The sequence below is a fragment of the Rothia halotolerans genome (assembly GCF_004136635.1).
GTDB classification, from domain to species: Bacteria; Actinomycetota; Actinomycetes; order Actinomycetales; family Micrococcaceae; genus Rothia; species Rothia halotolerans.
The window spans coordinates 337,872-361,964 of the sequence record NZ_NOIU01000001.1; the positions used below are offsets into that span (position 1 = coordinate 337,872).

At 71.8% G+C, this 24,093-nt stretch carries 19 protein-coding genes and 1 tRNA gene; 12 read left to right on the forward strand and 8 right to left on the reverse strand.

Annotated features, from left to right (window positions below):
• Positions 1–5 precede the first annotated feature (5 nt).
• A complete protein-coding gene (gene aroQ, locus EWV39_RS01645; protein WP_129656557.1) occupies positions 6–437 on the forward strand; it encodes a type II 3-dehydroquinate dehydratase in 432 nt (143 codons plus the stop codon).
• Between the two features lie 58 nt (positions 438–495).
• Here the strand turns inward: aroQ and EWV39_RS01650 are convergent, their stop codons facing one another.
• A complete protein-coding gene (locus tag EWV39_RS01650) occupies positions 496–1,671 on the reverse strand; it encodes a MarP family serine protease (RefSeq protein ID WP_129656558.1) in 1,176 nt (391 codons plus the stop codon).
• Positions 1,672–1,980: 309 nt separating this feature from the next.
• On the opposite strand from EWV39_RS01650, the gene EWV39_RS01655 reads away from it, so the two are divergent.
• Positions 1,981–2,658 carry a Crp/Fnr family transcriptional regulator gene (locus tag EWV39_RS01655; RefSeq protein WP_129656559.1) on the forward strand — a complete coding sequence of 226 codons (678 nt, stop codon included), beginning with the start codon at positions 1,981–1,983 and terminating at the stop codon, positions 2,656–2,658.
• A 112-nt stretch (positions 2,659–2,770) separates the two neighbouring features.
• Here EWV39_RS01655 and EWV39_RS01660 read toward each other — a convergent pair whose 3' ends face one another.
• The 3 genes from EWV39_RS01660 to EWV39_RS01670 form a co-directional block, all read right to left on the reverse strand.
• Positions 2,771–3,658, reverse strand: coding sequence for an NUDIX hydrolase (locus EWV39_RS01660; protein ID WP_129656560.1), 888 nt, complete (start codon positions 3,656–3,658; stop codon positions 2,771–2,773).
• An 82-nt stretch (positions 3,659–3,740) separates the two neighbouring features.
• Positions 3,741–4,223, reverse strand: a complete 483-nt coding sequence (locus tag EWV39_RS01665; RefSeq protein WP_129656561.1) for a RidA family protein — start codon at positions 4,221–4,223, stop codon at positions 3,741–3,743.
• Position 4,224: 1 nt separating this feature from the next.
• Positions 4,225–4,425 carry a DUF4177 domain-containing protein gene (locus EWV39_RS01670; RefSeq protein WP_129656562.1) on the reverse strand — a complete coding sequence of 67 codons (201 nt, stop codon included), beginning with the start codon at positions 4,423–4,425 and terminating at the stop codon, positions 4,225–4,227.
• Positions 4,426–4,569: 144 nt separating this feature from the next.
• Between EWV39_RS01670 and EWV39_RS01675 the strand changes: the two genes are divergently transcribed.
• The 9 genes from EWV39_RS01675 to EWV39_RS01715 all read left to right on the forward strand — a co-directional run bounded on the left by EWV39_RS01675 (position 4,570) and on the right by EWV39_RS01715 (position 17,446).
• The gene (locus EWV39_RS01675; RefSeq protein ID WP_129656563.1) at positions 4,570–6,732 is read left to right on the forward strand and encodes a transglycosylase domain-containing protein; all 2,163 of its coding nucleotides are present in this window, start codon (positions 4,570–4,572) and stop codon (positions 6,730–6,732) included.
• Positions 6,733–6,738: 6 nt separating this feature from the next.
• Complete coding sequence (locus EWV39_RS01680) at positions 6,739–7,767, forward strand: metallophosphoesterase (protein ID WP_129656564.1); 1,029 nt, start codon at positions 6,739–6,741, stop codon at positions 7,765–7,767.
• A gap of 74 nt (positions 7,768–7,841) precedes the next feature.
• Positions 7,842–9,854, forward strand: a complete 2,013-nt coding sequence (locus EWV39_RS14060) for an ABC transporter ATP-binding protein (RefSeq protein WP_165313076.1) — start codon at positions 7,842–7,844, stop codon at positions 9,852–9,854.
• Positions 9,847–11,682 (forward strand): ABC transporter ATP-binding protein, encoded by a 1,836-nt coding sequence (locus EWV39_RS01690; protein WP_238147965.1) that lies wholly within the window; start codon positions 9,847–9,849, stop codon positions 11,680–11,682. The genes EWV39_RS14060 and EWV39_RS01690 overlap by 8 nt, the downstream gene beginning before the upstream one ends.
• Before the next feature lie 228 nt (positions 11,683–11,910).
• Positions 11,911–11,987 (forward strand) — tRNA-Pro (locus EWV39_RS01695).
• A gap of 167 nt (positions 11,988–12,154) precedes the next feature.
• On the forward strand, positions 12,155–13,219 hold the full coding sequence (locus EWV39_RS01700) for an NAD(P)-dependent alcohol dehydrogenase (RefSeq protein WP_129656566.1): 1,065 nt from the start codon (positions 12,155–12,157) through the stop codon (positions 13,217–13,219).
• Positions 13,220–13,330: 111 nt separating this feature from the next.
• Positions 13,331–15,067: a dihydrolipoyl dehydrogenase family protein gene (locus EWV39_RS01705; protein WP_129656567.1), complete on the forward strand. Its 1,737-nt coding sequence runs from the start codon at positions 13,331–13,333 to the stop codon at positions 15,065–15,067.
• Between the two features lie 171 nt (positions 15,068–15,238).
• Positions 15,239–15,898, forward strand: a complete 660-nt coding sequence (gene udk, locus EWV39_RS01710; RefSeq protein ID WP_129656568.1) for a uridine kinase — start codon at positions 15,239–15,241, stop codon at positions 15,896–15,898.
• 246 nt (positions 15,899–16,144) lie between these two features.
• Positions 16,145–17,446, forward strand: coding sequence for an Nramp family divalent metal transporter (locus tag EWV39_RS01715; RefSeq protein ID WP_129656569.1), 1,302 nt, complete (start codon positions 16,145–16,147; stop codon positions 17,444–17,446).
• 190 nt (positions 17,447–17,636) lie between these two features.
• Here EWV39_RS01715 and EWV39_RS01720 read toward each other — a convergent pair whose 3' ends face one another.
• The 4 genes from EWV39_RS01720 to EWV39_RS01735 all read right to left on the reverse strand — a co-directional run bounded on the left by EWV39_RS01720 (position 17,637) and on the right by EWV39_RS01735 (position 22,016).
• On the reverse strand, positions 17,637–18,335 hold the full coding sequence (locus EWV39_RS01720; RefSeq protein WP_238147966.1) for an HNH endonuclease family protein: 699 nt from the start codon (positions 18,333–18,335) through the stop codon (positions 17,637–17,639).
• A 295-nt stretch (positions 18,336–18,630) separates the two neighbouring features.
• Positions 18,631–19,326, reverse strand: coding sequence for a LutC/YkgG family protein (locus EWV39_RS01725; protein ID WP_129656571.1), 696 nt, complete (start codon positions 19,324–19,326; stop codon positions 18,631–18,633).
• Between the two features lie 3 nt (positions 19,327–19,329).
• On the reverse strand, positions 19,330–21,213 hold the full coding sequence (locus EWV39_RS01730) for an LUD domain-containing protein (protein WP_193554666.1): 1,884 nt from the start codon (positions 21,211–21,213) through the stop codon (positions 19,330–19,332).
• A gap of 2 nt (positions 21,214–21,215) precedes the next feature.
• The gene (locus tag EWV39_RS01735) at positions 21,216–22,016 is read right to left on the reverse strand and encodes a (Fe-S)-binding protein (RefSeq protein ID WP_129656572.1); all 801 of its coding nucleotides are present in this window, start codon (positions 22,014–22,016) and stop codon (positions 21,216–21,218) included.
• A gap of 412 nt (positions 22,017–22,428) precedes the next feature.
• Here EWV39_RS01735 and EWV39_RS01740 point away from each other — a divergent pair, with 412 nt between their 5' ends.
• Positions 22,429–24,093, forward strand: a complete 1,665-nt coding sequence (locus EWV39_RS01740) for an L-lactate permease (protein WP_129656573.1) — start codon at positions 22,429–22,431, stop codon at positions 24,091–24,093.

Sequence of the window (24,093 nt, forward strand, 5' to 3'; positions counted from 1 at the left end):
GGACCATGAGCAAACCGATCTTCGTCCTCAACGGCCCCAACCTGAACCTGCTCGGCACCCGCAGGCCGGAGGTCTACGGGCACGCCACGCTCGCCGATCTCGAGCGCTCGGTCCGGGAGCACGCCGGGCGGCTGGGCCTCGAGGTCGAGTTCATGCAGTCCAACCACGAGGGCGCCCTGGTCGACGAGATCCAGCGCGCTCGCACCGAGGCCGCCGGCATCGTCATCAACGCCGCCGCCTACACCCACACCTCGGTCGCGCTGCACGACGCGCTGGAGGCCGCCGAGCTGCCGGTCGTCGAGGTCCACCTCTCCAACGTGCACCGCCGGGAGGGGTTCCGCCACCGCTCGTTCATCTCGCCCCAGGCGGAGGTCGTGATCGCCGGCGCCGGGCCGCAGGGCTACCTGATGGCCCTGGACCACCTCGCCCGCCGCTGAAGGACCCTGGACCCGACGACGTCGCCCGCCTCCCGGCGCCGAGGCCCCGCGCCACCGGTCAGCCCCGCGTGCACGCGCCGGTGCTGACGGGGGCGGTGAGCGAGCCCAGCTGGTCCAGCACGGGGTCCAGCTCGGTGAGGGAGAGCGCGTAGCCCGTCTCCCCGCCGGAGGCCTTCGCGAAGATCACGCCGATCACGCGTCCGTCCTGGTCCAGCAGCGGGCCGCCGGAGTTGCCCTGCTGGACGTCCGCGGCCAGCTGATAGACCTCGCGGGGCACGCTCGGCTGCCCCTCCGAGACCGTCGAGGTGTACCCCAGCCCCTGGACGGTCGCGGAGGAGGACTTGAAGGGCCCGCCGAGCGGGTAGCCCATGAAGGTCGTGAGGTCGCCCTCCGCGGCGTAGCCGCCGGTCTCCAGGGGCTCCGTGGGGAGGTCCGGGGCGGAGATCACGGCGAGGTCGGTGTCCGGGTCGAAGTACACGACGTCGCCCCGGTAGGTCCGCCCGCCCGGGGCCTCCACCAGGGGCTCGTCGACGCCCGAGACGACGTGCGCGTTGGTGACCACGAGGCCCTCGGCCGCGACGAAGCCCGAGCCCGACTGGTTCTGGCGGCAGGCCTCCGCCGTGCCGTTGACCCGCATGACGGAGTCGGAGGCGGCCGTGAGCGCATCGTTCCGGACCGTCTCGGAGGGCGCCTGCTGCTCGGGGAACAGCCGCTCGGAGACCTCCGGGATGCCCGACTGCGCGAGGACGGCGGCCCGGGCCTGGGCGATGGCCTGCTGCACGCCCGCCGGCGTCCAGGATTCGAGCGTCGAAATCACCCGGGAATTGTTAATTGCCATGGTGATGGACGCAACTCCGAGCTGTCCTGCGGAGAAACTCAGAATGACGATCACCAATGCGCAGGCGAGCACGTTGAGAATAGCTCCGGCGATTCGCTCGATGAAGCCCAGGCCGGTGCGGTCCGAGAGCCTGCGGAACGGCCGGGCGATCATGGCCCCGAGCACCTGCCCGACCGCGATCAGCACCAGGATGCTGATCACCGCCACCAGCAGGCGCCACCACCCGCTCGCCATCTCCACCAGCATCGGCGTGAGATAGAAGGCCGCGACGGCGCCCGCCGCGAATCCGATGACCGAGCCCAGGGTCATGAAGAATCCCCGCGCGTACCCGCCGACGAGATAGAGCAGCAGGACCACGAGCAGGATCCAGTCGAGCACGGTGAGGTTCTGGAGCATCGGCGCCTATCTGGGTGTGGGGAGAGGCCTCCGGGGCACGGGGTCTCCCCCGCCCGCGCGGAGGCGGGACGACGGAACGGTGAGCCCCTAGTGTAGGCGGGATTCCTGACAGCGAGCTTGAACCGTGCTGAGCGGCGGATCCCGGTTTCACCCGATTCCCGCCCGCATGTGGCATATTCAACCTTCAACTTATACAGTGGTAAGGAAATCCCGGTCGACGACTCGGCGGTTTTAGGCCTCGCGGCCCCTTCGGGAAATCGCGGCCCCTGCCGATTCGCCGTCTCATCGCATGCCTGCACAAGGAGAATTATGGATATTGAGGTTCTGCGCCGAGCGCCCCTCTTCGCCTCCCTGGACGACGAGGCCTTCGCGGCCCTGACCGACGAGCTCACCGAGGTGGACCTCTCCCGCGGCGCCTCGCTCTTCTACGAGGGCGATCCCGGCGACCAGCTGTACTTCGTCATCTCGGGGAAGATCAAGCTGGGCCGCACCGCCTCCGACGGCCGTGAGAACCTCGTGGCCATCATGGGGCCGGGCGAGATCTTCGGCGAGATGGCCCTCTTCGACCCGGGCCCCCGCTCCACCTCGGCGACCGCGGTCTCCGAGGCGCGCCTGGCCGGGGTCAAGCACTCGAGCCTGAAGAAGGCCATGGAGCGCAGCCCCTCGATCTCCGCCCAGGTGCTTCAGGCGCTCGCGCGGCGTCTGCGCCGCTCCAACGAGAACCTCGCAGACCTGGTCTTCTCGGACGTCCCGGGCCGCGTCGCCAAGGCGCTCCTGGACCTCGCGGACCGCTTCGGCCGCCCCGCCACCGACGGCATCCTGGTCGCGCACGAGCTCACGCAGGAGGAGCTCGCGCAGCTCGTCGGCGCCTCGCGCGAGACCGTCAACAAGGCCCTGGCGGAGTTCGTCCAGCGCGGCTGGATCCGCCTGGAGGCCCGCGCCGTGGTGATCCTGGACCTGCAGCGCCTGCGCCAGCGCAGCCGCTGACCCGTTCCTCACGGGAGCACGCACGAGGGGCCGGGGGATCATCCCCCGGCCCCTCAGTCGTAGATGAGGAGATCCGCCCCGCCCGCGGATCCGCCGTCCCCGGCGGCACCGCTCAGGCGCCCTTCTCCCGGGCCCGGCTGAAATCGGGCGGCGGGGTGAACTCCAGGAACAGCCCGCCCTCGGCCCGGACCAGCTCCGCCTTCTTCACCCGCACGGGACGCTTGCGAGTCAGGAACGCGACCGTGGTCTCGCACCGGCTCAGCGACTCCAGGAGGCACAGGCAGCCGGGCGTGACGAGGTCCGCGACCCGCTGCCCCCGGGTCTCCGGCGTCTCGATCTCCTCGCCGAGGGCCGTCGACTCCGGATCCCGCATCAGGGCTCGGGCGCTGACCCAGCGGCCCCACACCCCCTTGGAGCCGAGCAGCCGCGCCCGCTGCCCCACGGGCACCGCCGCGGCGAAGTAGTGCGTGTCGAAGCGCCGGTGGCTGAAGTCCGGCGACTGCCAGCGGCCCAGCGGCTTGAGCAGGTCCGTGCGCAGCTTGAGCCCGCCCCGCCGGAGGTGGTCCGCGAAGCTGAGCTCCTGCCCGGCCACCGCCTCGCGGCTGGCCATGGTCTCGCTGGCCTCGTTGTGCTCCACGGTGGCGAGCTGATCCGGCCCGGCCAGCAGGATCCCGATCTCCTCGAAGCTCTCCCGGATGGCGGCCACCACCGCCCCGCGGGCGAGGCTCAGGTCCTCCCCGCCGAACTTCTGCGCCCACTGCTCGGGCGTGGGACCGTACCAGCCGATCGGCTCGCCGTCCCGGGGCTCGACGACGCCGCCCGGGAACCCGACCCTGCCCAGCGGCGAGGCCGGCGTCGGACGATAGGTCAGGAAGGTCTCCAGCCCGTCCTCGCCCTCGCGGGTGTAGACCACCGAGGCGGCGGTCCGCAGGGGGCAGCTGGGAACCTGCTCGCCCTCCTCGAGCCAGGCCCGGGCCGCGGCCGTCTCACGGGAGGACAACGCGAACCGGCGCGGGGCGCCCGAACAGGTCGGGCGCCCCGCGCCGCCGTCCACCGGGCCGGTCACAGGCCCGAGGGATGCGTCATGCGTATTCAACGATCAGTTCCACTTCCACGGGCACGTCCAGCGGCAGCACGGCGACGCCGACCGCTGAGCGGGAGTGCACCCCCGCCTCCCCGAAGGCCTCCCGGTACAGCTCCGAGGCGCCGTTGAGCACCAGCGCCTGGTCGGTGAAGCCGGGATCCGAGCTGACGAACCCCGTGACCTTCACCACCCGCCGGACGCGGTCGAGGTCCCCGATCGCGGACTTGACGGCGGCGAGGGTGTTCAGCGCGCAGGTCTGGGCCTGGCGCTGCGCCTCCTCGAGGCTGACGGTGCCCGGCTCCCCCGTCGCCGAGACCTTCCCGGTCACCTCGACCTTCCCGTCCCGGACGGGGATCTGGCCGGAGGTGTAGACGTAGTGTCCCGAGGTGACCGCCGGGACGTAGGCCGCGACCGGCGTCGCGACGTCGGGGACCGTCAGGCCGGCCTCGGCGAGGCGGGCCTCCACCTGCGACGCGCCCATCTCAGGCCTCCTTCCGGCGCTTGAAGTACGCGATCGGGTTGGACTGCGTCGGCGCCACCATGTTGCCCGACGGCGTCTCCCCGGCGGGAGCAGAGCCGGGCAGCACGGTCACGAGCTCCCAGCCGTCCTCGCCCCAGTTGTCCAGGATCTGCTTGGTCGCGTGGATCATCAGCGGCACGGTTGCGTATTCCCATTTCTCCATGTGCCCCAGCCTATCCGCGGGCCCCGGCGCGCGCTATTCCCCCGGGCCGCGGGCAGGGGAGGCGGGCGGGGCGCCGGATGTCACACGCGACGCGGGCGGCCTCCTCGATAGGGGCTCTCAGGATTGACTTGTATCCTGGTGCGCATGGCTTCATCGACCACACCTCCCGGCAAGCGCGGCCGGCGCCCGCTGAGCGACCTCACCCAGTTCATCGCGCTGAGCATCGTGGCCGGCTTCGTGACCGCTGGTCTGCTGATCCCGCCGACCGCCGCGCTCGGGCTGACCGCCAACGCCTCGATCAACTGGTTCAAGGGTCTGCCGGACGACCTCTCGGAGGGCCCGCTCTCCCAGCCCTCCGTGGTGCTCGCCGGAGACGGCGAGCAGATCGCCACGTTCTACTCGGAGAACCGCGACGAGGTCCCGCTGGACGAGATCTCGGAGAACATGGTCGATGCGCAGCTGTCCATCGAGGACGACGACTTCTACGAGCACGGCGGCGTCGACGCCATGGGCATCGGCCGCGCCTTCCTGAACAACATCGTCAACCCCAACAGCCGCCAGGGCGCCTCGACGATCACCCAGCAGTACGTCAATAACCTGCTGATCGACTCGGCCACCCAGAACGGCGGGGACCCGTACGAGACGATGGGCTCCAACAAGGGGCTGATGGACAAGATCAAGGAGATGAAGCTCGCCATCTCGATGGAGCAGAACAAGTCGAAGGACGAGATCCTCAACGGCTACCTGAACATCGTGAACTACGGCGGCAGCAACTACGGGGTGCAGGCCGCGGCCCAGTACTACTGGGGCGTCGACGCCTCGCAGCTGAGCATCCAGCAGTCGGCGCTGCTGGCCGGCATGGTGCAGTCCCCCACCTACTACGACCCCACGGTCAACCCCGACGCCGCGACCGAGCGCCGCAACACCGTGCTGTACACGATGCTGCAGAACGACCGCATCACCCAGGCCGAGTACGACGCCGCCGTCGACTCCGGCCTCGACCTCGACATCCACGAGACCCGCTCCGGCTGCACCGCGGCCGATGACGCCCCGTACTTCTGCGACTACGTCCAGAACCTCGTGCTCCAGGACGACTCCTTCGGCGACACGCCCGAGGACCGCCAGGTCCAGCTCACCCGCGGCGGCCTGACGATCAAGACCACCCTGGACATGAAGGCCCAGCGCGAGGCGCAGCGGCAGGTCGAGCAGACCCAGCCGCTGGACTCCAACACCGACGGCGTGAACACCTCGCTGGTCTCGGTCGAGCCGGGCACCGGCAACGTCCTGGCCATGGCGCAGAACTCCAACTACGCCGGCGAGGAGGGGGCCAGCAACACCCTGTACAACTACAACGTGGACACCGCCGTGGGCGGCACCCCCGGCTTCCAGCCGGGATCGACCTTCAAGCCCTTCACGCTCGCCCAGTGGATCAAGGAGGGCAACGGCGTCAACGCACAGATCGACGCCAGGCGCCTGAGCTATCCCGCCGGTACCGCCTGGAACGCCTCCTGCGTGGACGGCGGCAGGGTCATCAACCCCGGCGCCAACGGGGCCTGGTCCTTCCAGAACGCCACCTCCGGGTACGAGCGGCAGATGACCGTCAACGAGGGCATCTACAACTCCATCAACTCGGCCCTGTACGCCACGGCCGAGTACCTGGACCTGTGCGGCATCGGAGACACCGCCGAGGACCTCGGCGTGACCACCCCCTCCGAGGACAACCCGGCCCAGCGGACCCGCATCGCGACCGAGCAGTCGCTCGCCTCGCTGATCGGCACCTCGCAGGTCACCCCGATGTCCATGGCCAACGCCTTCGCGACCTTCTCCGCCGAGGGCAAGTACTGCCAGCCGCGCGCGATCCAGAGCGTGACCGACCGCCGCGGCCAGAACATCGAGATGCCCGCGAGCCAGTGCAACCAGGCGCTGGACCAGGACGTCGCCCGGGGCGTCAACTACGTCCTCAAGGAGGTCCTGAAGCGCGGCTCCGGCTACGAGCGGGACATCGACCTCGACGACGCCTCCGCCGCCAAGACCGGCACCACCGACAACTCGACCCAGACCTGGATGGTCGGGTACACCCGCGGCATCTCCACCGCCTCGTGGGTCGGCAACGTCAACGAGCAGAGCCGCTCCCTGAACGGCCTCAACATCGGCGGCCAGTCCCGCGAGTACGTGGACGGCTCCTCCTTCGCCGGCATGCAGTGGCAGCGCTACATGAACGCCGTCAAGGGCGACCACAACACCGACCGGTTCACGGACCCCTCCGAGAAGGTCCGCGGGGACGACATCGAGTCGGATAAGGCCTAGCCCACGATGTCCGACGATCGCGGGCGCAGCGTCCGCACCGGTGGGGGGCAGGCCCTCCGCGGCGCCATGACCCTGCTGGGCGCGGGCGCCGCGGCCGCGGGCGCGACCCTGGCCTACGGGCGCTTCGTGGAGCTGAACCGCTTCCATGTGCGCCGCGAGACCCTGGCCGTGCTGCCCCCGGGGGCCCGCGACGTCCGCGTCCTGCACCTGTCGGACCTGCACATGATCCCGGGGCAGCGGCGCAAGGTCGACTTCGTGCGCGGCCTCGCCGAGCTGGAGCCCGACCTGGTGCTGGACACCGGGGACAACTTCAGCCACCTGGATGCCCTCCCCTGGCTCCTCGAGGCGCTGGATCCGCTGCTGGACCTGCCGGGGGCCTACGTGCCGGGGTCGAACTGCTACTTCGCCCCTCAGCCGAAGAACCCCGCGCGCTACCTGTGGCTGCACACCAGCCTGGGGACCGGCGTCGGACGGCGCCGCGAGGACCCCGCCGCGCTGCTGCCGTTCCGCGAGATGCACGAGGCCTTCGACGCCCGCGGCTGGCTGGGGCTGGTCAACACCACCGGCGAGCTCGTGGTCAACGGCGTGCGGATCGACTTCTCCGGCGTGGACGACCCCCACCTGGGCTACGACCGCCATCCCGGCTTCGCCCCGCGGCCCGGGCGGGATGGGGACGGTTCGGTCCAGGCGGCCGGGGCGCCGTCGGTGCGGCTCGGCGTCGCCCACGCCCCGTACCTGCGCACCCTCGAGCGCTTCGCCCGGGACGGCGCCGAGGCGGTGTTCGCCGGGCACACCCACGGCGGCCAGATCTGCCTGCCCGGCGGGCGGGCCCTGGTCTCCAACTGCGACCTCCCGCCCTCCCGCGCCAAGGGCGTCTCCCACGACGAGGGCATCCCGGTCCAGGTCTCCGCCGGGCTGGGGACCTCCCGCTTCGCCCCCGTGCGGCTGTTCTGCCCGCCCGAGGCGGTCCTGGTGACCCTGACGGCTCGGCCCTCAGATGAATCCGCCGGGGCGGGGGACGCCGCCTCGGCGTGACGGAGTAGCCTGGTCGGGTGCGTTCACCCCGTCCGGGCAGGACGACCCCTGCCGATCGTCTGATGTCGGAGTACATGGCGCCCATCCGCGCCAAGCTCCTGGGCGGGATGGCCTGCGCCCTCGCGGGGGCCGTCATGGCGCTCGCGATCCCGCAGGCCCTGCGCTACCTCGTCGACGAGGTGCTGGGGGCCGACGCCGGCCCGGCCTCTGTCTGGCTGAGCGCCGGCGTCATCGCGGGCCTCGGCCTGCTGCAGGTCTTCTTCCAGTGGCTCCGCCGCTTCCTCCTCCTGGTCCCCTCCACCCGCGTGGAGCTGCAGATGCGCATGGCGCTGTTCGACCGGCTCCTCCGCCTGCCCAGCTCCTTCCACGACCAGTGGCCCTCCGGCCAGCTGCTCCAGCGCTCGATGTCCGACCTCTCGCTGACCCGCCACTGGATCTCCTTCGGCCTGGCCCAGACCGTCACGACGATCGCCACCATCGCGCTCGGCCTCGTCCTGATGCTCACCAGCTCGTGGCAGCTCTCGCTGATCTACCTGCTCGCCGTGCTGCCGGTGGTGTGGGTCGTGGCGCGCACCGTGCCGCGCGCCCGCTCGCTGACGCGCAGGACCCAGCAGCAGGCAGGCGACCTGGCCACCGGCGTCGAGGAGGGCGTGCGCGGCATCCGCGTGCTCAAGGCGCTGGGGCGGGGGCGGCATTCGCTGGAGCGCTTCTCCGTCCGCGCCGAGGCGCTGCGCCGGACCGAGGTGGACCGGGCCCGGACCCTCGCGGCGCTCTCGGCCCGGACATGGCTGCTGCCCGAGCTGGCGATGGCCGTCTGCCTCGCGCTGGCCGGCTGGCTCGTGGCCCGCGGCACCATCAGCACGGGCGCGGTGGTCGCCTTCTTCGCGACCGCGGTCATCGTGACCACGCGCGTGCGCGACGCCTCGGGGATCATGACCATGTACCTCGGCGCGCGCGTGGCCCGGGACCGCCACTACCAGGTGCTCCGGGCCGAGGGGGCCGAGGACGTGCCGCTCGAGGACCCCGCGGAGGCGTCCGACGGCGAGCGGACGCCGACCGCCGAGCCCACGACCGTTGAGCACACGACCCACGAACACATGACCACCGGGCACACGACCACCGGACACGGCGCCCGGCTGGAGCTGCGCGGCGTCGGCTTGGAGCTGCCCGCCGAGGGCTCCTATGCCTCCATCGACCGCGGCGAGCGCAGTGGAGAGGACCGGGCCTCCCCGCGGGCCGCCGAGGCCGGACGCGGGGCCGGAGCCGGGCCCGGGTCCGGGTCCGGGTCCGGGTCCGCGTCCGGGTCCGCGTCCGCGTCCGGGGCGACGCTGCTGCGCGACGTCGACCTCGTCGTCGAGCCCGGCCAGACCCTCGCGCTGGTGGGCGGGACCGGCTCCGGCAAGTCCGTCCTGCTCTCCCTCATCCCGCGGCTGCGGGAGGCGACCTCGGGCACCATCCTGCTCGACGGCCGCGACGTCGTCGCGATGGGGCTCGACGAGCTGCGGGCCCGGATCTCCGTGGCCTTCGAGGAGCCCACGCTCTTCTCCGCCTCGGTCCGCGAGAACGTCCTCATGGGCCTGCCGGAGCCGCAGCCCTCCTCCCCGCACGACGCCGTGCGCCGCGAGCGGGCCCTCGCCGAGGCGCTCCGGACCGCGGCCGCCGAGTTCGCGCTGGCGCTGCCCGAGGGCGTCGAGACCCGGATCGGCGAGGAGGGGCTGAGCCTCTCCGGCGGGCAGCGGCAGCGGATCGCGCTGGCCCGGGCCATCGCCCCGCACCCCCGGCTGCTCCTGCTGGACGACCCCCTCTCCGCCCTCGACACCCAGACGGAGGCCGCGGTGGTCCAGAACCTGCGGAGCACCCTGCGCGGGACCACCACGATCATCACCGCCCACCGCGCCTCCACGGTGGCCCTAGCCGACCGGGTCGCGCTGCTGCAGGAGGGCCGGCTCGTGGCGGCGGGGACCCACGCCGAGCTGATGCGGCTGCCTGAGTACCGGCACCTCATGTCCGCCGGGGCTCCCGCGGCGGAGGCGCCGGCCTCGTCCCCGGACTGCCCCGCCGCCCGCCGAGGAGGCTCCCGTGCCTAGGCCCGTCATCTCCGCAGGCGGGGTGAGCCGAGAGGACGCCGTCCGCCTGACCCCCGCCGAGCGCCGCGCGATCCGGCGGCGCACCTTCCGCCTGCTGCGCTCGATGCTGCGGCCGGTGATCTGGCCCGCCCTGGGGACGCTGCTGCTCGTGGTCCTCGCCCAGGTGCTGGGCGCGCTCGGCCCGGCCCTGACCGGGTGGGGCATCGACCACGGCTTCCCCGCCATGGCCGCGGGCGATCCCGCCCCGCTGCTGTGGATCGCGGGCTTCTTCGTCGCCTCCTCGGCGGTCTCGGCGTTGTGCGTCTACCTCAACGAGACGGTGACGGCCAGGATCTCCCAGGCGATCCTCCTGCGGCTGCGGCGCCGCACCTACCGCCACGTCCAGCGGCTGAGCCTGCGGTTCCACGAGACCTACACCTCCGGACGCGTCATCTCCCGCCTGACCTCGGACCTGGAGGCCATGCGGCAGTTCCTCGACTCGGGGCTCTCCCAGATCGCCTCGGCCCTGGTCTCGATGGTCGCGATGAGCGTGCTGGTAGTCCTCCTGGACTGGCGCACCGGCCTCGTGCTGCTGGTGGCGATGGTCCCCATGGTCGCGATGACGCTGTGGTTCCGCAGCGCCTCCGAGGTCCAGTACCGGGCCCAGCGCGTCTCCTCGGCCCGGCTGGTCGGCAGGTTCATGGAGACCGTGACGGGGATCCGCGCGGTCTCGGCCTTCCGGAACCAGCCCCGGGTCCGTCGGGCCTACCTGGGCAGCGCGGACGAGTACCGCGTCGAGAACCTCAAGGTCGTCCGGATCTTCGGGATCTACATGCCCGGCGTCATGCTGCTGTCCAACCTCACCGTGGCCGCGGTGCTGCTCCTCGGCGGCTTCAACGTCCTGGACGGGACCCTCGCCGTCGGGACGCTGCTCTCACTGGTGCTCTACACCCAGCGGATCTTCGGACCGGTGATGGAGCTGTCGAACTTCTACAACACGCTCCAGTCGGCGGCCGCGGCGCTGGAGAAGGTCTCGGGCCTGCTGGAGGAGGAGCCCGACGTCGCCGAGCCCGAGCACCCGCGCGCTCCCGGCGGGCGGCCCGGCAGCCGGGGCGGGATCGAGTTCGACGACGTCGCCTTCGGCTACGGCGGCGAGGCCGGGCAGCAGGCCCTGCGCCCCCTCTCGCTGAGCATCCCGCCGGGGCAGAAGGTCGCGCTGGTGGGCCGGACCGGGGCCGGGAAGTCGACGGTGGCCAAGCTGCTGGCGCGCTTCTACGACGTCGACCGGGGCGCCATCCGCCTGGACGGCGTCGACCTGCGCGAGCTGCGCGACGAGGACCTGCGGCGCGAGGTCACCATGATCACCCAGGAGGCCTTCCTGTTCTCGGGGACGGTGGCGGAGAACATCACGCTGGGCCGGCCGGACGCCACGCGGGCCGAGGTCGAGGAGGCGGCGCGGCGCATCGGCGCCGACGAGTTCATCCGGGCCCTGCCGGAGGGGTACGAGACCGACCTGCAGAAGCGCGGCGGCCGGGTCTCCTCCGGCCAGCGGCAGCTCATCTCCTTCGCCCGGGCCTTCCTCGCCGACCCCGCCGTGCTGATCCTCGACGAGGCCACCGCCTCCCTGGACCTGCCCTCCGAGCGCCGGGTCCAGCGCGGCCTGAGGGAGCTGCTGTCCGGGCGCACCGCGATCGTCATCGCCCACCGCCTCTCCACGGTGCTCGACGCGGACCGGGTGCTGGTGGTCGAGGAGGGCTCCGTGGTCGAGGACGGCAGCCCGGCCGAGCTGATCGCCGCGGGCGGGCGGTTCGCGGGCCTGCACCGGACCTGGGAGGAGTCGCAGGGCTGATCCGCCCGGCCCGGCCGTGGGCCGGGTCGGTGGCCGAGGTGCGGGGACGGACTGCTCGATGGGTCCGGGGTCCGAGCCGGAGCGCACCCCCGGAGGCGGGCCGGAGCGCGACCCGGGAGAGCGGGCCGGGCGCGCTCACGGAGCTGCAGCGCCCTCGGTTTGCCGCCGCCGCGCTGGTCCGTTACCATTGAGAAGTTGCTTGGCGCGGACAGCGGACAGGTTCAACATCGGGATGTGGCGCAGCTTGGTAGCGCGCGTCGTTCGGGACGACGAGGTCGCAGGTTCAAATCCTGTCATCCCGACCACTCGGAAGGCCCCGGATCGCTCAGGCGGTCCGGGGCCTTCGTCGTCCTCGCCTCCTTCCTCCCAGCCTTCTCCAGGCTTTCCCCTCCGCGAACCCCGCTGACATCGACGTCGTATAAGCGTAGGTATATATATGGATACCAATTCGCCAGGCATCAGGAGGAAACGCATGCCCATCACCGTCAAGGCGCTCCAGAAGACGGGCCCGGACCAGCCGTTCCGGGTGGCGCAGATCGAACGGCGCGATCCCCGCCCGGACGACGTCGTCATCGACATCAAGGCCGCGGGCATCTGCCACAGCGACATCCACACCATCCGCAACGAGTGGGGCGAGGCCCACTTCCCGCTGACCGTGGGGCACGAGATCGCCGGCGTCGTGGAGGCCGTGGGCTCCGAGGTCACCGGCTTCTCGGTCGGGGACCGCGTCGGCGTCGGTTGCCTGGTCGACTCCTGCGGCGAGTGCGAGGAGTGCCGGGCGGACCAGGAGCAGAACTGCCTGCGCGGCAACGTCGGCACCTACGACTCCGAGGACGTGGACGGCAGCATCACCCAGGGCGGCTACGCGGAGAAGGTCGTGGTGAACCAGGGCTTCGTGCTGCGCATCCCGGACGCGCTCGACTTCGACGTCGCCGCTCCCCTGCTCTGCGCCGGCATCACCACATACTCCCCGCTGGCCACGTGGAACGTCTCCGAGGGCCAGAAGGTCGCGATCCTGGGGCTCGGCGGGCTCGGCCACATGGGCGTGCAGATCGCCGCCGCCAAGGGCGCCGAGGTCACCGTGCTCTCCCGCTCGCTGCGCAAGGAGCAGGTCGCCAAGGAGCTCGGTGCGAGCCGCGTGCTGTCCACCACCGAGGAGGGCTTCTTCGAGGAGCACCGCGGCGAGTTCGACCTGATCCTCAACACCATCAGCGCCGACATCCCGGTGGACGCCTACATGGGGCTGCTCAAACCCCGCGGCGTCATGACGGTGGTCGGCCTGCCGCCGGCCGCCCAGCCGCTGCACTTCGGCTCCGTGATCCGCGGCGGCAAGGTGCTCTCGGGATCCAACATCGGCGGCATCGCCCAGACCCAGGAGATGCTCGACTTCTGCGCCGAGCACGGCCTCGCCGCGCGGATCGAGAAGGTCGGCCTGGACGAGGTCGACGCCGCCTACGACCGGGTGGTGGCCGGCGACGTGCACTTCCGCTGCGTCATCGACACCACCGCGTTCGCCGACGCCGAGGTCGAGGCGTGAGCCGGCGATGAGACCCCGACCCTAGGGGGAGGGCCCCGCCCGGGCAGCCGTCCGGGCGGGGCCCTCCTGCATTCCAGAGCCTTCCAGGCACGCGGATCATCAGGAGGAACCATGAACGAGCAGCAGGGCACCGAGCGGGACACCGAGCAGGACGGAGGAGGCGAGGAACGGCGGCCGCAGGCGGAGCGGCCGGACGCCCGGCGCGCGGAGGCCGCGCGGGCGGATGCCCCTGCCGAGGTCTACGACGTCGTGGTGATCGGCGGCGGGCCAGTGGGAGAGAACGCGGCCGACTACGCGATCCGCGGCACCGACCGCACCGCGGCGCTGGTCGAGGCGGAGCGGTACGGAGGCGAGTGCTCCTACTGGGCGTGCATGCCCTCCAAGGCGCTGCTGCACCCGCTCGACGTCATCGCCGAGGCGAACCACCTGAGCGGCGTCGAGCAACCGGTCCGCGTCTCCCCCGAGGCCCTGCTCGCCCGCCGCGACGAGTGGGTCTCGCACTACGACGACGCCGGTCAGGAGGAGTGGACGCGCTCGGCCGGGATCGTCCCGGTGCGAGGGCGCGGACGGATCGCCGGGCCGCGCCTCGTCGAGGTCGAGGGGCAGGACGGGTCGACGCGGCGGATCGAGGCCCGGGAGGCCGTGGTCCTGGCGACCGGCTCCGCCCCCGTGGTCCCGGAGGCGCTGCGCGGGATCGCGGCGTGGGGCTCCCGGGACGCCACCGGGGTCCGCGAGGTGCCGGAGCGGCTCGCGATCGTCGGTGGCGGCGTCGTGGCCTGCGAGGCCGCGCGCTGGATGAGCGCGCTCGGCTCCCGGGTGACGATGCTGGTCCGGGGCGGCTCCCTCCTCGGCTCCGCGGAGCCCTTCGCCGGGGAGGCGGTCGCCGCCTCGCTGCGGGAGCAGGGCGTGCGGATCCTGTTCGGAGTGGAGGCCGAACGCGCCGAACGGCCGGCTGCGGACCCCGAAGCGGGGACGGGCGTGCCGCACGGCGGTCCCGCGAGGCTGTTCCTGACCTCGAGGGCGTCCTCCGCGCCGGGTGGAGGCGGCGCCCCGTCAGCCTCTGGAAGCGACGACTCGTCAGCGCTGCGTGACGACTCGCCAGTGGCCCATGACGAGTCGCCGAGGAACCGTGACGGCTCGTCCAAGGGACGTGACGGCTCGTCAGCCGAGGACGCTCCGCCGAGCGCCGAGGGCGAGGACTCGCTGCTGACCGTGGACGAGGTCCTGATCGCGACCGGACGCCGTCCTGTCCTGGAGGGCCTCGGCCTGGACGGCATCGGCCTCTCCGCCCGCGAGCTGCGCGGCTGGACGCACGCCGGCGGCGCCTCTCCCCTGCCGGAGTGGCTCTACCTGGTCGGCGACGCCGCCGGCGAGGCGCCTCTGACCCACTGGGGGAAGTACCGTGCCCGTCAGGTCGGGCTCGCGATCGCCTCGGCCGCCGCCGGGGAGGATCCCGTCGCGGCCTTCGACCCCGGCGACGCAGCCGAGCCCGTCCCGCAGGTCGTCTTCACCGATCCGCAGGTCAGCTGGGTGGGGCGGACCGCCGCGGCGGCCCGGGAGGCCGGCGTCGACGTCGTGGTCCACGACGCCGACTACGCCTCCGCCGCCGGAGCCGCCCTGCTGCGCGACGACGCCTCCGGCCGGGCCCGGCTGGTGGTCGAGGCCGGGACCGGCGAGCTGATCGGCGCGAGCTTCGTCGGGCCGGGGACCGCCGAGCTGCTGCACTCGGCGACCGTGGCCGTCGTCGGGCGGATGACGCTGGAGACCCTGCGCCACGCCGTGCCGAGCTACCCGACGGCCAGCGAGATCTGGCTCCGGCTGCTCGACGCCGAGCCGCGGTGGTCCTGAGGACCGGCTGGCGGGCCTGAGGACCAGCCTGCGACTCTGAGGACCGGCAGGCGGACCGGGGCCGGCAGACGGGCCGGGTCGGATCCCCGCCCCGGCCCGCTCGTCTTGGGCGGTGCCGAGCCGTGCGGCAGAATGTACCCGAAGCTCGTCACCGCCCAGGAGGACCCCGCCATGAAGCCGCTCGTCATCGGAATCGCCGGCGGAACGGGCTCGGGCAAGACGACGCTCACGCGCGAGCTGATCGCAGCCTTCCACGGCCGCGTCGCCGTCGTCTTCCACGACAACTACTACCGGCGCCGGGACGACCTGACCTACGCCCAGCGCTGCGAGCTCAACTACGACGCCCCCGAGGCCTTCGACAACGACCTGCTGGTGGACCAGCTGGACCGGCTCATCGCCGGCGCCGCCGTCGAGGGACCGGTCTACGACTACAGCATCCACAACCGCTCCGAGGCCACCGCGCGGATCCAGCCGCAGCCGATCGTCGTCGTCGAGGGCATCCTGATCTTCGCCGAGGAGGAGATCTGCTCGCGCTGCGACATCAAGCTCTTCGTGGACACCGACGCCGACGTGAGGATCCTGCGCCGGATCAAGCGCGACGTCCTGGAGCGCGGCCGCTCGGTCGAGTCCGTCGAGAGCCAGTACCTCGGCACCGTCAAGCCGATGCACGAGCTGCACGTGGAGCCCTCCAAGCGGCGGTCGGACCTGATCATCCCGGAGGGCGGCGGCAACCTCGTCGCCCTGGACATGCTGATCCACAGGATCCAGCGGCAGCTCGACGGGGCCCTGGAGGAAGGGTCGACGCGGACGGTCTCGGGGGCCGAGGGCTAGGGAAGCGGGAAACCCCAGAGCCGGGGAAGACGAGGAGGAGCCTCGAGGCCCCGGAGCCGGGAAGGGAGCCTGGGATGCCCAGCGCGGGGGCGGACGGCGAGCCGCGCTGCTCCACCCCCGACTTTCCGTGGTCGAGATCACCTCGGGTAGGCTGAGCCAGATCATCCGCCCGCCGTCCTGCGCCCGAGGATCCCGACGTCGTCCCCGACCTCCCTCGCACCGGCCGACCCCACGAGGTGCCCGCCCATGCCACTCGCCCGAGAGACCCGTTTCCCTCCGCCGCTGGTCGACCCCGACGAGGCCGTCGAGTCGCCGAAGCGGTACAAGATCGTCGGCCCCGGGCTCGTGGTCGCGGCCACCGGCATCGGCGCCGCCGACCTGGTCGCCACGCTCGTGGCCGGCTCGCGCTACGGCTACGCCCTGCTGTGGGCCGTGTTCGTCGGCGTCGTCATGAAGATCGTCCTGGTCGAGGGCGCGGGGCGCTACACCCTGGCCACCGGCCGCACCATCTTCGAGGGCTGGCGCTCGCTGGGGCGCTGGACCAGCGTCTACTTCGGCCCGTACATCATGATCTGGGGCTTCGTGTACGGCGCGACGGCGATGAGCGCCTCCGCGATGCCGCTCGCCGTCCTCTTCCCCTTCCTGCCGCTGTGGGCGTGGGCCATCATCATGGGCCTGATCGGCTTCACCCTGGTCTGGCTGGGCCGGTACCACGTCATCGAGAAGGTCTCCGCGATCATGATCGGGCTGATGTTCCTGGTCATCGTCGGCCTGGCGATCTACACCGTGCCCAACGTCCCGGAGGCGCTGAAGGGCCTCGTCCCGCTGATCCCCAGCGGCGGGCTCACCTACACGCTGGCGCTGGCCGGCGGCGTCGGCGGCACCATCACCCTGGCCGCATACGGCTACTGGCTCCGGGAGAAGGGCTGGGACCGGCCGAGGTTCATGCGGGTGATGCAGCTGGACAACACCGTCGCGTACATCATGTCCGGCATCTTCGTCATCGCGACCCTGATCCTCGGCGTCGAGGTGCTCTACTCCGCCGGGCTTGCCGTCTCCGCGAGCGACCGCGGGCTGCTGGACCTCTCCGCGGTGCTCGACGAGCGGTACGGCACGATCATCGGCCACACCTTCCTGATCGGGTTCTGGGCGGCGTCGTTCTCCTCCGTGATCGGCGTGTGGTCCGGCGTCTCGCTCATGTTCGCCGACTTCTGGGGCAACGTCCGCAAGAAGCCCGCGGGGCACCCGGACACCGTGACCGGCGGCAAGTACTTCAAGTTCTTCCTGCTGTGGATCACCTTCCCGCCGATGCTGCTGCTCCTGCTGGACCGGCCGATCTTCCTGATCCTTCTCTACGGCGTCCTGGGCGCCCTCTTCATGCCGTTCCTGGCGGTGACGCTGCTGTGGATCCTCAACACCCGCCGCGTGCCGGTGCGATGGCGCAACGGCTGGTTCACCAACCTCTGCCTCGCGGTGTGCGCCGTCCTCTTCGGCATCCTCGGCATCTACCAGGTGTGGGATGCCGTGGTGGGGGTCCTCGGGGGTTGACCCCGAGCCCGTGACCCATCGCCAGCTCCGGATCCGGAGGGCGAACCTGAGCATTCGCCCTCCGGACCTGTATACTTGCTGACAACACCGCACCTGTTGGAAGGGGCGCGGCCCGCGCACGCGGGCCGCGCCCCTTCTGCATCCCGGCCCGTTCGGCCGGAGCGACGAGGAGGAGCAGGACATCGCCCCCTCATTCGCCCAGCTCGTAGCCCGGGCAGTCCGCCAGGGCTCCCAGCATCGCCTCGCGCTCCGCCTCGGTCACGCTGAGCCCGTAGACGGACTTCACCAGGATCTGCCGGCCGACGTAGGCGCATCGGTACTCGCGACGCGGCGGCAGCCAGCCCGCGGCGTCGGAGGCCCCCTTGTCCGTGTTGGCCCGGCCCTCGACCGCCAGGAGGTTCGCCGGGTCGTTGGCCATGCTCTGCCGCGCCGGCCGGTCCCAGGCGTGCGCGCCGGAGGCCCAGGCGTCGGAGAGGGCCACCACGTGGTCGATGTGAACGTCCCGCGAGGTCCTCCCCCGCTCGAAGTCGATGCGCCTGCCGGTGTAGGGGTCCTCCAGGACGCCCCGGGCCACCTCGCACCGCTCGCCGGGGCCGCGCTCCGCCTCCGAGAGGTCCCGGGCGAGGATGTCGTTGCGGGTGTCGCACCCGTTGCGGTCGACGTCGGCCCACGCGGGACCGAACTCCTCCCGGCTGTACTCCGGCCCGCCCTTCTCCCGGACCGGCAGCCCGGCGATCCTCTCCGCGGACTGCTGGGACAGCACGACGCCGCCCGGCCCCTGCGGCCCCCATCCGCCGCAGACCCGCCAGGCGAGCGCGGCCGCCAGGAGAAGCAGCGCGAGCACGACCCACGGCGCCGGCCGGGCCGCACCGGCAAGGAGCCCCGGCACACGGCTCCCCCGCGTCCGCCGGCCGGGCGCGGGCACCCGCCGACCTCCTGCTCCCGGCCGCCCGAGCGGCGTCGTCCTCTCCCCCATGACCGCATGCTGGCACGGCGAGGCCCCCGCCCACCGTGGGCAGGGGCCTCGGAGACCGGATCTGTGGACGAGGCCGGGCGAGCCAGGGTTCGGAGACGGCTGGGGACGGCAGCGGATCGACGCTTCCGGTTCCACCGGGCTCTCCGGGCCGGTTCTCTCCCCGCCTCGTAACGCCCCGGGAACCCCGTCCTGGCCGGCGCCGCCCCGGTTAGCGGTCCCCGGAAGCCCCGCCGGCGCCGTCGCCGCCGGGGGCCTCGTCGCCGTCGTCCAGGATGATGACGTCCAGCCGCCGCGGCCCGTGCACGCCCTCGACCCGCTGCAGCTCGATGTCCGACGTCGCCGAGGGGCCCGAGATCATCGTGATCGGCCGCTCGGGGCCCACCCGTCGCATGGCCTCGGGGACGAGCTCCACGACCGTGGAGACCGGCACCACGCAGATGTGGTGGTCGGGCACCAGGGTGATCGCGCGGCGTCCCTCGTCCGGTCGGGCGTTGAGGAAGATCGTGCCGGTCTCAGCGCAGGAGACGCTGGATGCGGTCACCACGGCGTCCACGGCGTCGAGCTCGCGCACGGTCAGGGAGCCCGCCTTGCGGGCGTGCCCCGAGTCGACCATGCGCACCCGTGCCGCGCTGTCCCGCGGCAGCCACGACTGGTCCAGCCCGTTCGGGATCACGTAGCGGCTCGAGCGGCCCAGCAGCTGCTCGATCCGTCCCGCGACGCTGCCGAGGTCCTCGCGGTGCACCGCGGCCTTGTAGTCCTCCAGGCGGTCCACCAGCATCTCCAGGACCGCGTCGAGCGGCTTGTCCGAGGACCGCCGGTACTCGCGCGCGGGCTCGGGGGCGCTGGGCCCGTCGGCGAGCGCGGCGCGCACCCTGCGCAGGATCTCTGCCTTCGCTTCCGTCATCGCTCAGCGCTCCTCTTCGCTCTCCATCGGGGCGTTGCCCTTCGGCTCCGGATCGGCCCGGCCGGGGCCCTTGTCGCTCAGGTCCGAGCCCGGCCCCGCCTCCTCGGAGGCCGCCCGCGCGATCTTCTCCGCGGCGGGCTTCGGGCGCTCGGGCTCGGTGCTGCCGGCCTCGGTGTCCCGCGGGCCGTCCCCGCCGGCGTCGAGCTCCCGGGAGACCCCCGCCTGGACCTCCTCCTTCTCCTCGACCTTCGCCTCCAACGCCGCGCGGTCCGCGGCGCGCTGCTGCTCCTCGGCCTCCGCGGCGAACCGCTCGTGCAGCTCATCCGCCAGCCCGGCGTTGGCCTCGATCATCGCCTCGACGTCGGCGCGCTCGCCCGCCGGCCGCTGCCTGGTCCCGTTCTGCCGGTTCTTCTTCCACCAGTGCCGGAAGGACTGGGCGGGCGGCTCGGGCACGTCCCGGTACTGGGTCCATCCGCTCACCACGCCGGGCAGCTTGGAGATCCGGTGCTTCCGGCCCGCCGCGAGCTTGCCCGCGGGCAGCCCGCGCTCGGCCAGGCTCAGCAGGCTCGCGTTGCTGAACGCGGCCTTGGCCCCGGCCATCATCGCGTCCATCTGATCCGGCATCCGCCGCTTCCTGCCGCCCTCGCCCTTGCCGTGCCGGGCGTCCACGTCCTTGCCGCGCAGGTGGACCAGCACGTCCGGGATGTTGATCTTCACCGGGCACGCCTCGTAGCAGGCCCCGCAGAGCGAGGAGGCGTAGGGCAGGGAGTTGTTCGAGCGGTCCTCGACGCCGGTCAGCAGCGGCGAGAGGATCGCGCCGATGGGCCCGGGGTAGGTCGACCCGTAGGCGTGCCCGCCCGCGCGCTCGTACACCGGGCACACGTTCATGCACGCCGAGCAGCGGATGCAGTGCAGCGCCTGCCGCCCCACCTCGTCCGCGAGCGCGGCGGTGCGCCCGTTGTCCAGCAGGATGACGTGGAGGTTCTGCGGCCCGTCGCCCTCGGTCCTGCCCGACCACAGCGAGGTGTACGGGTTCATCCGCTCCCCGGTGGAGGAGCGCGGCAGCAGCTGGAAGAAGACCTCGAGGTCCTCGAAGGTCGGCACCAGCTTCTCGATCCCCATGAAGGTGATCAGGGTGTCGGGCAGGGTCAGGCACATCCGCCCGTTGCCTTCCGACTCCACCACGGCCAGCGTCCCCGTGTCGGCCACGCCGAAGTTGGCTCCGGAGACCGCCACGCCGGTGCGGAAGAACTTCTCCCGCAGGTGCCTGCGCGAGGCGTCCGCCAGCTCGGGCGGGTTGTCCGTGAGCCCGGGGTCGACGCCGGGCATCCGCTTCAGGAAGATGTCGCGGATCTCCGTGCGGTTGCGGTGGATGGCGGGCACCAGGATGTGCGAGGGCTTGTCCTCGCCCATCTGGACGATCTCCTCGGCCAGGTCGGTCTCCACGGCGCCGACGCCGTGCTCGGCGAGGTACTCGTTGAGCCCGGTCTCCTGGGTCGCCATGGACTTGATCTTGATGATCTCCTCGGCGCCCTCGGCCCGGATCAGGTCCAGGGCGATGCGGTTGGCCTCCTCGGCGTCGCGCGCCCAGTGCACCTGCCCGCCGCGGGCGGTGACGTTCTCCTCGAACTGCTCCAGCAGCTCCGGCAGCCGGGCCATGACCCGCTGCTTGATCTCCGAGCCGGCGGTGCGCAGCTCCTGCCAGTCGGGCAGCTCCCCGACCACGCTGGCCCGCTTGGAGCGGATCGTGTGGGTCGCGAAGCCGAGGTTGGCCCGCAGCTGCTCGTTCTTCAGCTCCCTGCGGGCGAAGTCCGGGAACGGCTCGTCCGCGACGATGTTCCCGCTGCCGTGGAAGACCTTGGGCATTCCCAGCTGGGTGACGGACATGGTCACTTCCCTTCTGTGATGCTGACGGGCGCCGAGGCCGGGACCTCGAGCGGGTTCTCGCGGGTGCTGGCCAGGATCTCCGCGTAGTGCAGGGTGGCCACGTCCGAGCCCTTGCGACTCAGGGCCCCGCCGATGTTCATGAGGCAGGAGACGTCGCCGCCGGTGCACAGGGAGGCTCCGGTCGACTCGATGTTCGCGACCTTGTCCGCGACCATCGCGCCCGAGGTGTCCGCGTTCTTGAAGGAGAACGTGCCGCCGAAGCCGCAGCACTGGTCGATGTCCGGCAGCTCCGCCAGCTCGAGGCCCTCGACCGTGCGGACCAGGTCCGACTGCCGGGTGCCCAGGTGCAGCAGCCGCATCCCGTGGCAGCTGGCGTGGTAGGTGACCCGGTGCGGGAAGTACGAGCCCAGCTGGCGGGCGGCGTCGGTGATCCCGAGGACGTCGACGAGCAGCCGGGAGAGCTCGAAGGTCCGGCCGGCCACGTCCTCGGCGGCCTCCGCGGTGGCCTCGTCGCCGGCGTGGCGGGCGATCATCGGCTGCTGGTGTCCCAGGGAGGCGACGCAGGATCCCGAGGGGGCGACGGCGACGTCGTAGTCCCACTCGGAGAAGGCCTGCACGTGGTTCTTCACGATCGGGTACGCGTCGTCGAAGTACCCGCTGTTGACGTGCATCTGCGAGCAGCAGGTCTGGCCGGGCGGGAAGATCACCTCGTGGCCGAGGCGCTCCAGGATGTCCACCGTGGCGCGGGCGACGCGCGGGTACATGGCGTCGACGATGCAGGTTGAGAAGAGTGCGATCCGCATGGTTCTCCGTTGTTCGATTCCGGTGGCGTGCGTGGCCCGGTCCGGCCCCTCTCCACGGGGATGGCCGGTGCGCCCTCCTTCCACCATAGTGACCGGCGGGCGCCGTTCAGACATATCTCCGCGCGTCATTCCCGAGGATATCCCGGAAGTCCGCGAATATGACGCGCCTCTTTTTAGATCATGTTTTTCTTTTCTAATCCGATTCCGCTCCGTCCTGCCGCGGCACGACGCCGTGAGGCACCGGCTGCCCGGAAACCCGGCTTAACCTCCTCCCTCAGGTGCTGTATCGTGTGGTCCGACCACAGTGTGTATCGTATCTCACATCACTGCGATCCGCAGTGGTCGGAACAGAACTTCCGCATCAATGCCGATGCCGCCTGGAGGCGCACGGTCGTACACGTAAGGAGTGCGCGTGGAGCTCTTCACCGCGACCACCGACGCCGTCGGCGGATCCGCCGGCCTCTCCGCCCTGGTGGCCCTGATCCCCCTGCTGACCTTCTTCGCGATGCTGCTGGGCGCCAAGGCGCGGGCCCACACCTCGGCGCTGGCCGCGCTGGCGGCCGCGCTGCTCGTCGCCTGGTTGGGCTTCGGGATGCCGCTGGACCTGGCGCTGATCTCCGGGACGCAGGGGGCCGCCTTCGGCGTCTTCCCGATCGTCTGGATCATCGTCATGGCCCTGTGGTTCTACGAGCTGACCGTGCGCTCGGGCCGCTTCGAGGACCTCCGCCGGACCTTCGACCGGATCGGCGGAGGGGACCTGCGCATCCAGGCGATCCTCATCGCCTTCTGCTTCGGAGGCCTGCTGGAGGCGCTGGCCGGATTCGGCGCCCCGGTGGCGATCACCGCGACCATGATCATGGCGCTCGGGGTGAAGCCGCTGCGCGCGGCGGTGACGGTGCTGCTGGCCAACACCGCCCCGGTGGCCTTCGGGGCGCTGGCGATCCCCATCACCACCGCCGGCACCCTGACCGGCGAGGACCCCGCGCACATCGGGGCCATCGTCGGTCACCAGGCGCCGTTCGTGGCGGTCCTCGTCCCCTTCATCCTGCTCTGGATCCTCGACGGCGTCCGGGGCCTGCGGGACGCCTGGCTCGCCGCCCTGGTCATCGGCGTCTCCTTCGCGCTCGCCCAGTGGTGGTCGGCCACGCACTTCTCCTACGAGCTCACCGACATCGTGGCCTGCCTGGTCTCCCTCGGCGTCGCGGTGCTGCTGCTCAAGGTCTGGAGGCCCCGCGGGGCCCGGCAGTTCAAGGAGCGCCTCGGCATCCGCGAGGCGCCGGCCGCCGAGGCCCTGCCGGCCGTGCGGGTGTGGATGGCGCTGGTGCCGTACCTGGTCGTCGTCGGGGTCTTCGCCGTCGGCAAGCTCTGGACGCTGGGCGTGGACGTCCCGAAGGCGCTGGAGGCGACCGACGTCAAGATCCCCTGGCCGGTGATCTCGGAGCGCATCGTCACCGCGGACGGTACCCCGATCTCCGGGGCGACCTTCACCTTCGGGTGGCTCTCCAGCCCGGGCACCATGCTGCTGATCGCCGGGCTCATCGTGGCGGTGGTCTACACGCTCTTCAGCGAGGGCGGGCGGTACCGGCTCGGGATGGGGACGGCGCTCGCGCAGATCTGGGTGTGCGCGCACCGGATGCGCTGGGCCGCGCTCACCATCGTCGCCGTGCTGGCCCTGGCCTACGTCATGAACTTCTCCGGGCAGACCGTCAGCGTCGGCTTCTACCTGGCCTCCCTCGGCGGCGCCTTCGCATTCCTCTCCCCGCTGCTGGGCTGGCTCGGCACGGCCGTGACCGGCTCGGACACCTCGGCCAACGCGCTGTTCTCCAACCTGCAGCACACCGCGGCGACCAACGCGGGGATCGACCCCAACCTGCTGCTCGCGGCCAACACCTCGGGCGGCGTCGTCGGCAAGATGATCTCGCCGCAGTCGCTCGCGATCGCCGCCACGGCGGTGCGGATGGAGGGAAAGGAGTCGGAGATCTTCAAGCGGGTCCTGCCGTGGAGCTTCGCCCTGCTGCTCATCATCTGCGTCCTCGTCTTCTTGCAGTCCACGGTCCTGGCGTGGATGATTCCCTAA

What these genes read in the sequence shown, in the direction of transcription:
- EWV39_RS14060 (WP_165313076.1), top strand. Translation starts at nt 7,842, where the DNA reads ATGGCGCCCATCCGCGCCAAGCTCCTGGGCGGGATGGCCTGCGCCCTC.
- EWV39_RS01665 (WP_129656561.1), bottom strand. Translation starts at nt 4,223, where the DNA reads ATGGGCGCGTCGCAGGTGGAGGCCCGCCTCGCCGAGGCCGGCCTGACG.
- udk (WP_129656568.1), top strand. Translation starts at nt 15,239, where the DNA reads ATGAAGCCGCTCGTCATCGGAATCGCCGGCGGAACGGGCTCGGGCAAG.
- EWV39_RS01725 (WP_129656571.1), bottom strand. Translation starts at nt 19,326, where the DNA reads ATGACGGAAGCGAAGGCAGAGATCCTGCGCAGGGTGCGCGCCGCGCTC.
- EWV39_RS01670 (WP_129656562.1), bottom strand. Translation starts at nt 4,425, where the DNA reads ATGGAGAAATGGGAATACGCAACCGTGCCGCTGATGATCCACGCGACC.
- aroQ (WP_129656557.1), top strand. Translation starts at nt 6, where the DNA reads ATGAGCAAACCGATCTTCGTCCTCAACGGCCCCAACCTGAACCTGCTC.
- EWV39_RS01675 (WP_129656563.1), top strand. Translation starts at nt 4,570, where the DNA reads ATGGCTTCATCGACCACACCTCCCGGCAAGCGCGGCCGGCGCCCGCTG.
- EWV39_RS01715 (WP_129656569.1), top strand. Translation starts at nt 16,145, where the DNA reads ATGCCACTCGCCCGAGAGACCCGTTTCCCTCCGCCGCTGGTCGACCCC.
- EWV39_RS01705 (WP_129656567.1), top strand. Translation starts at nt 13,331, where the DNA reads ATGAACGAGCAGCAGGGCACCGAGCGGGACACCGAGCAGGACGGAGGA.
- EWV39_RS01655 (WP_129656559.1), top strand. Translation starts at nt 1,981, where the DNA reads ATGGATATTGAGGTTCTGCGCCGAGCGCCCCTCTTCGCCTCCCTGGAC.
- EWV39_RS01700 (WP_129656566.1), top strand. Translation starts at nt 12,155, where the DNA reads ATGCCCATCACCGTCAAGGCGCTCCAGAAGACGGGCCCGGACCAGCCG.
- EWV39_RS01730 (WP_193554666.1), bottom strand. Translation starts at nt 21,213, where the DNA reads ATGTCCGTCACCCAGCTGGGAATGCCCAAGGTCTTCCACGGCAGCGGG.
- EWV39_RS01680 (WP_129656564.1), top strand. Translation starts at nt 6,739, where the DNA reads ATGTCCGACGATCGCGGGCGCAGCGTCCGCACCGGTGGGGGGCAGGCC.
- EWV39_RS01650 (WP_129656558.1), bottom strand. Translation starts at nt 1,671, where the DNA reads ATGCTCCAGAACCTCACCGTGCTCGACTGGATCCTGCTCGTGGTCCTG.
- EWV39_RS01735 (WP_129656572.1), bottom strand. Translation starts at nt 22,016, where the DNA reads ATGCGGATCGCACTCTTCTCAACCTGCATCGTCGACGCCATGTACCCG.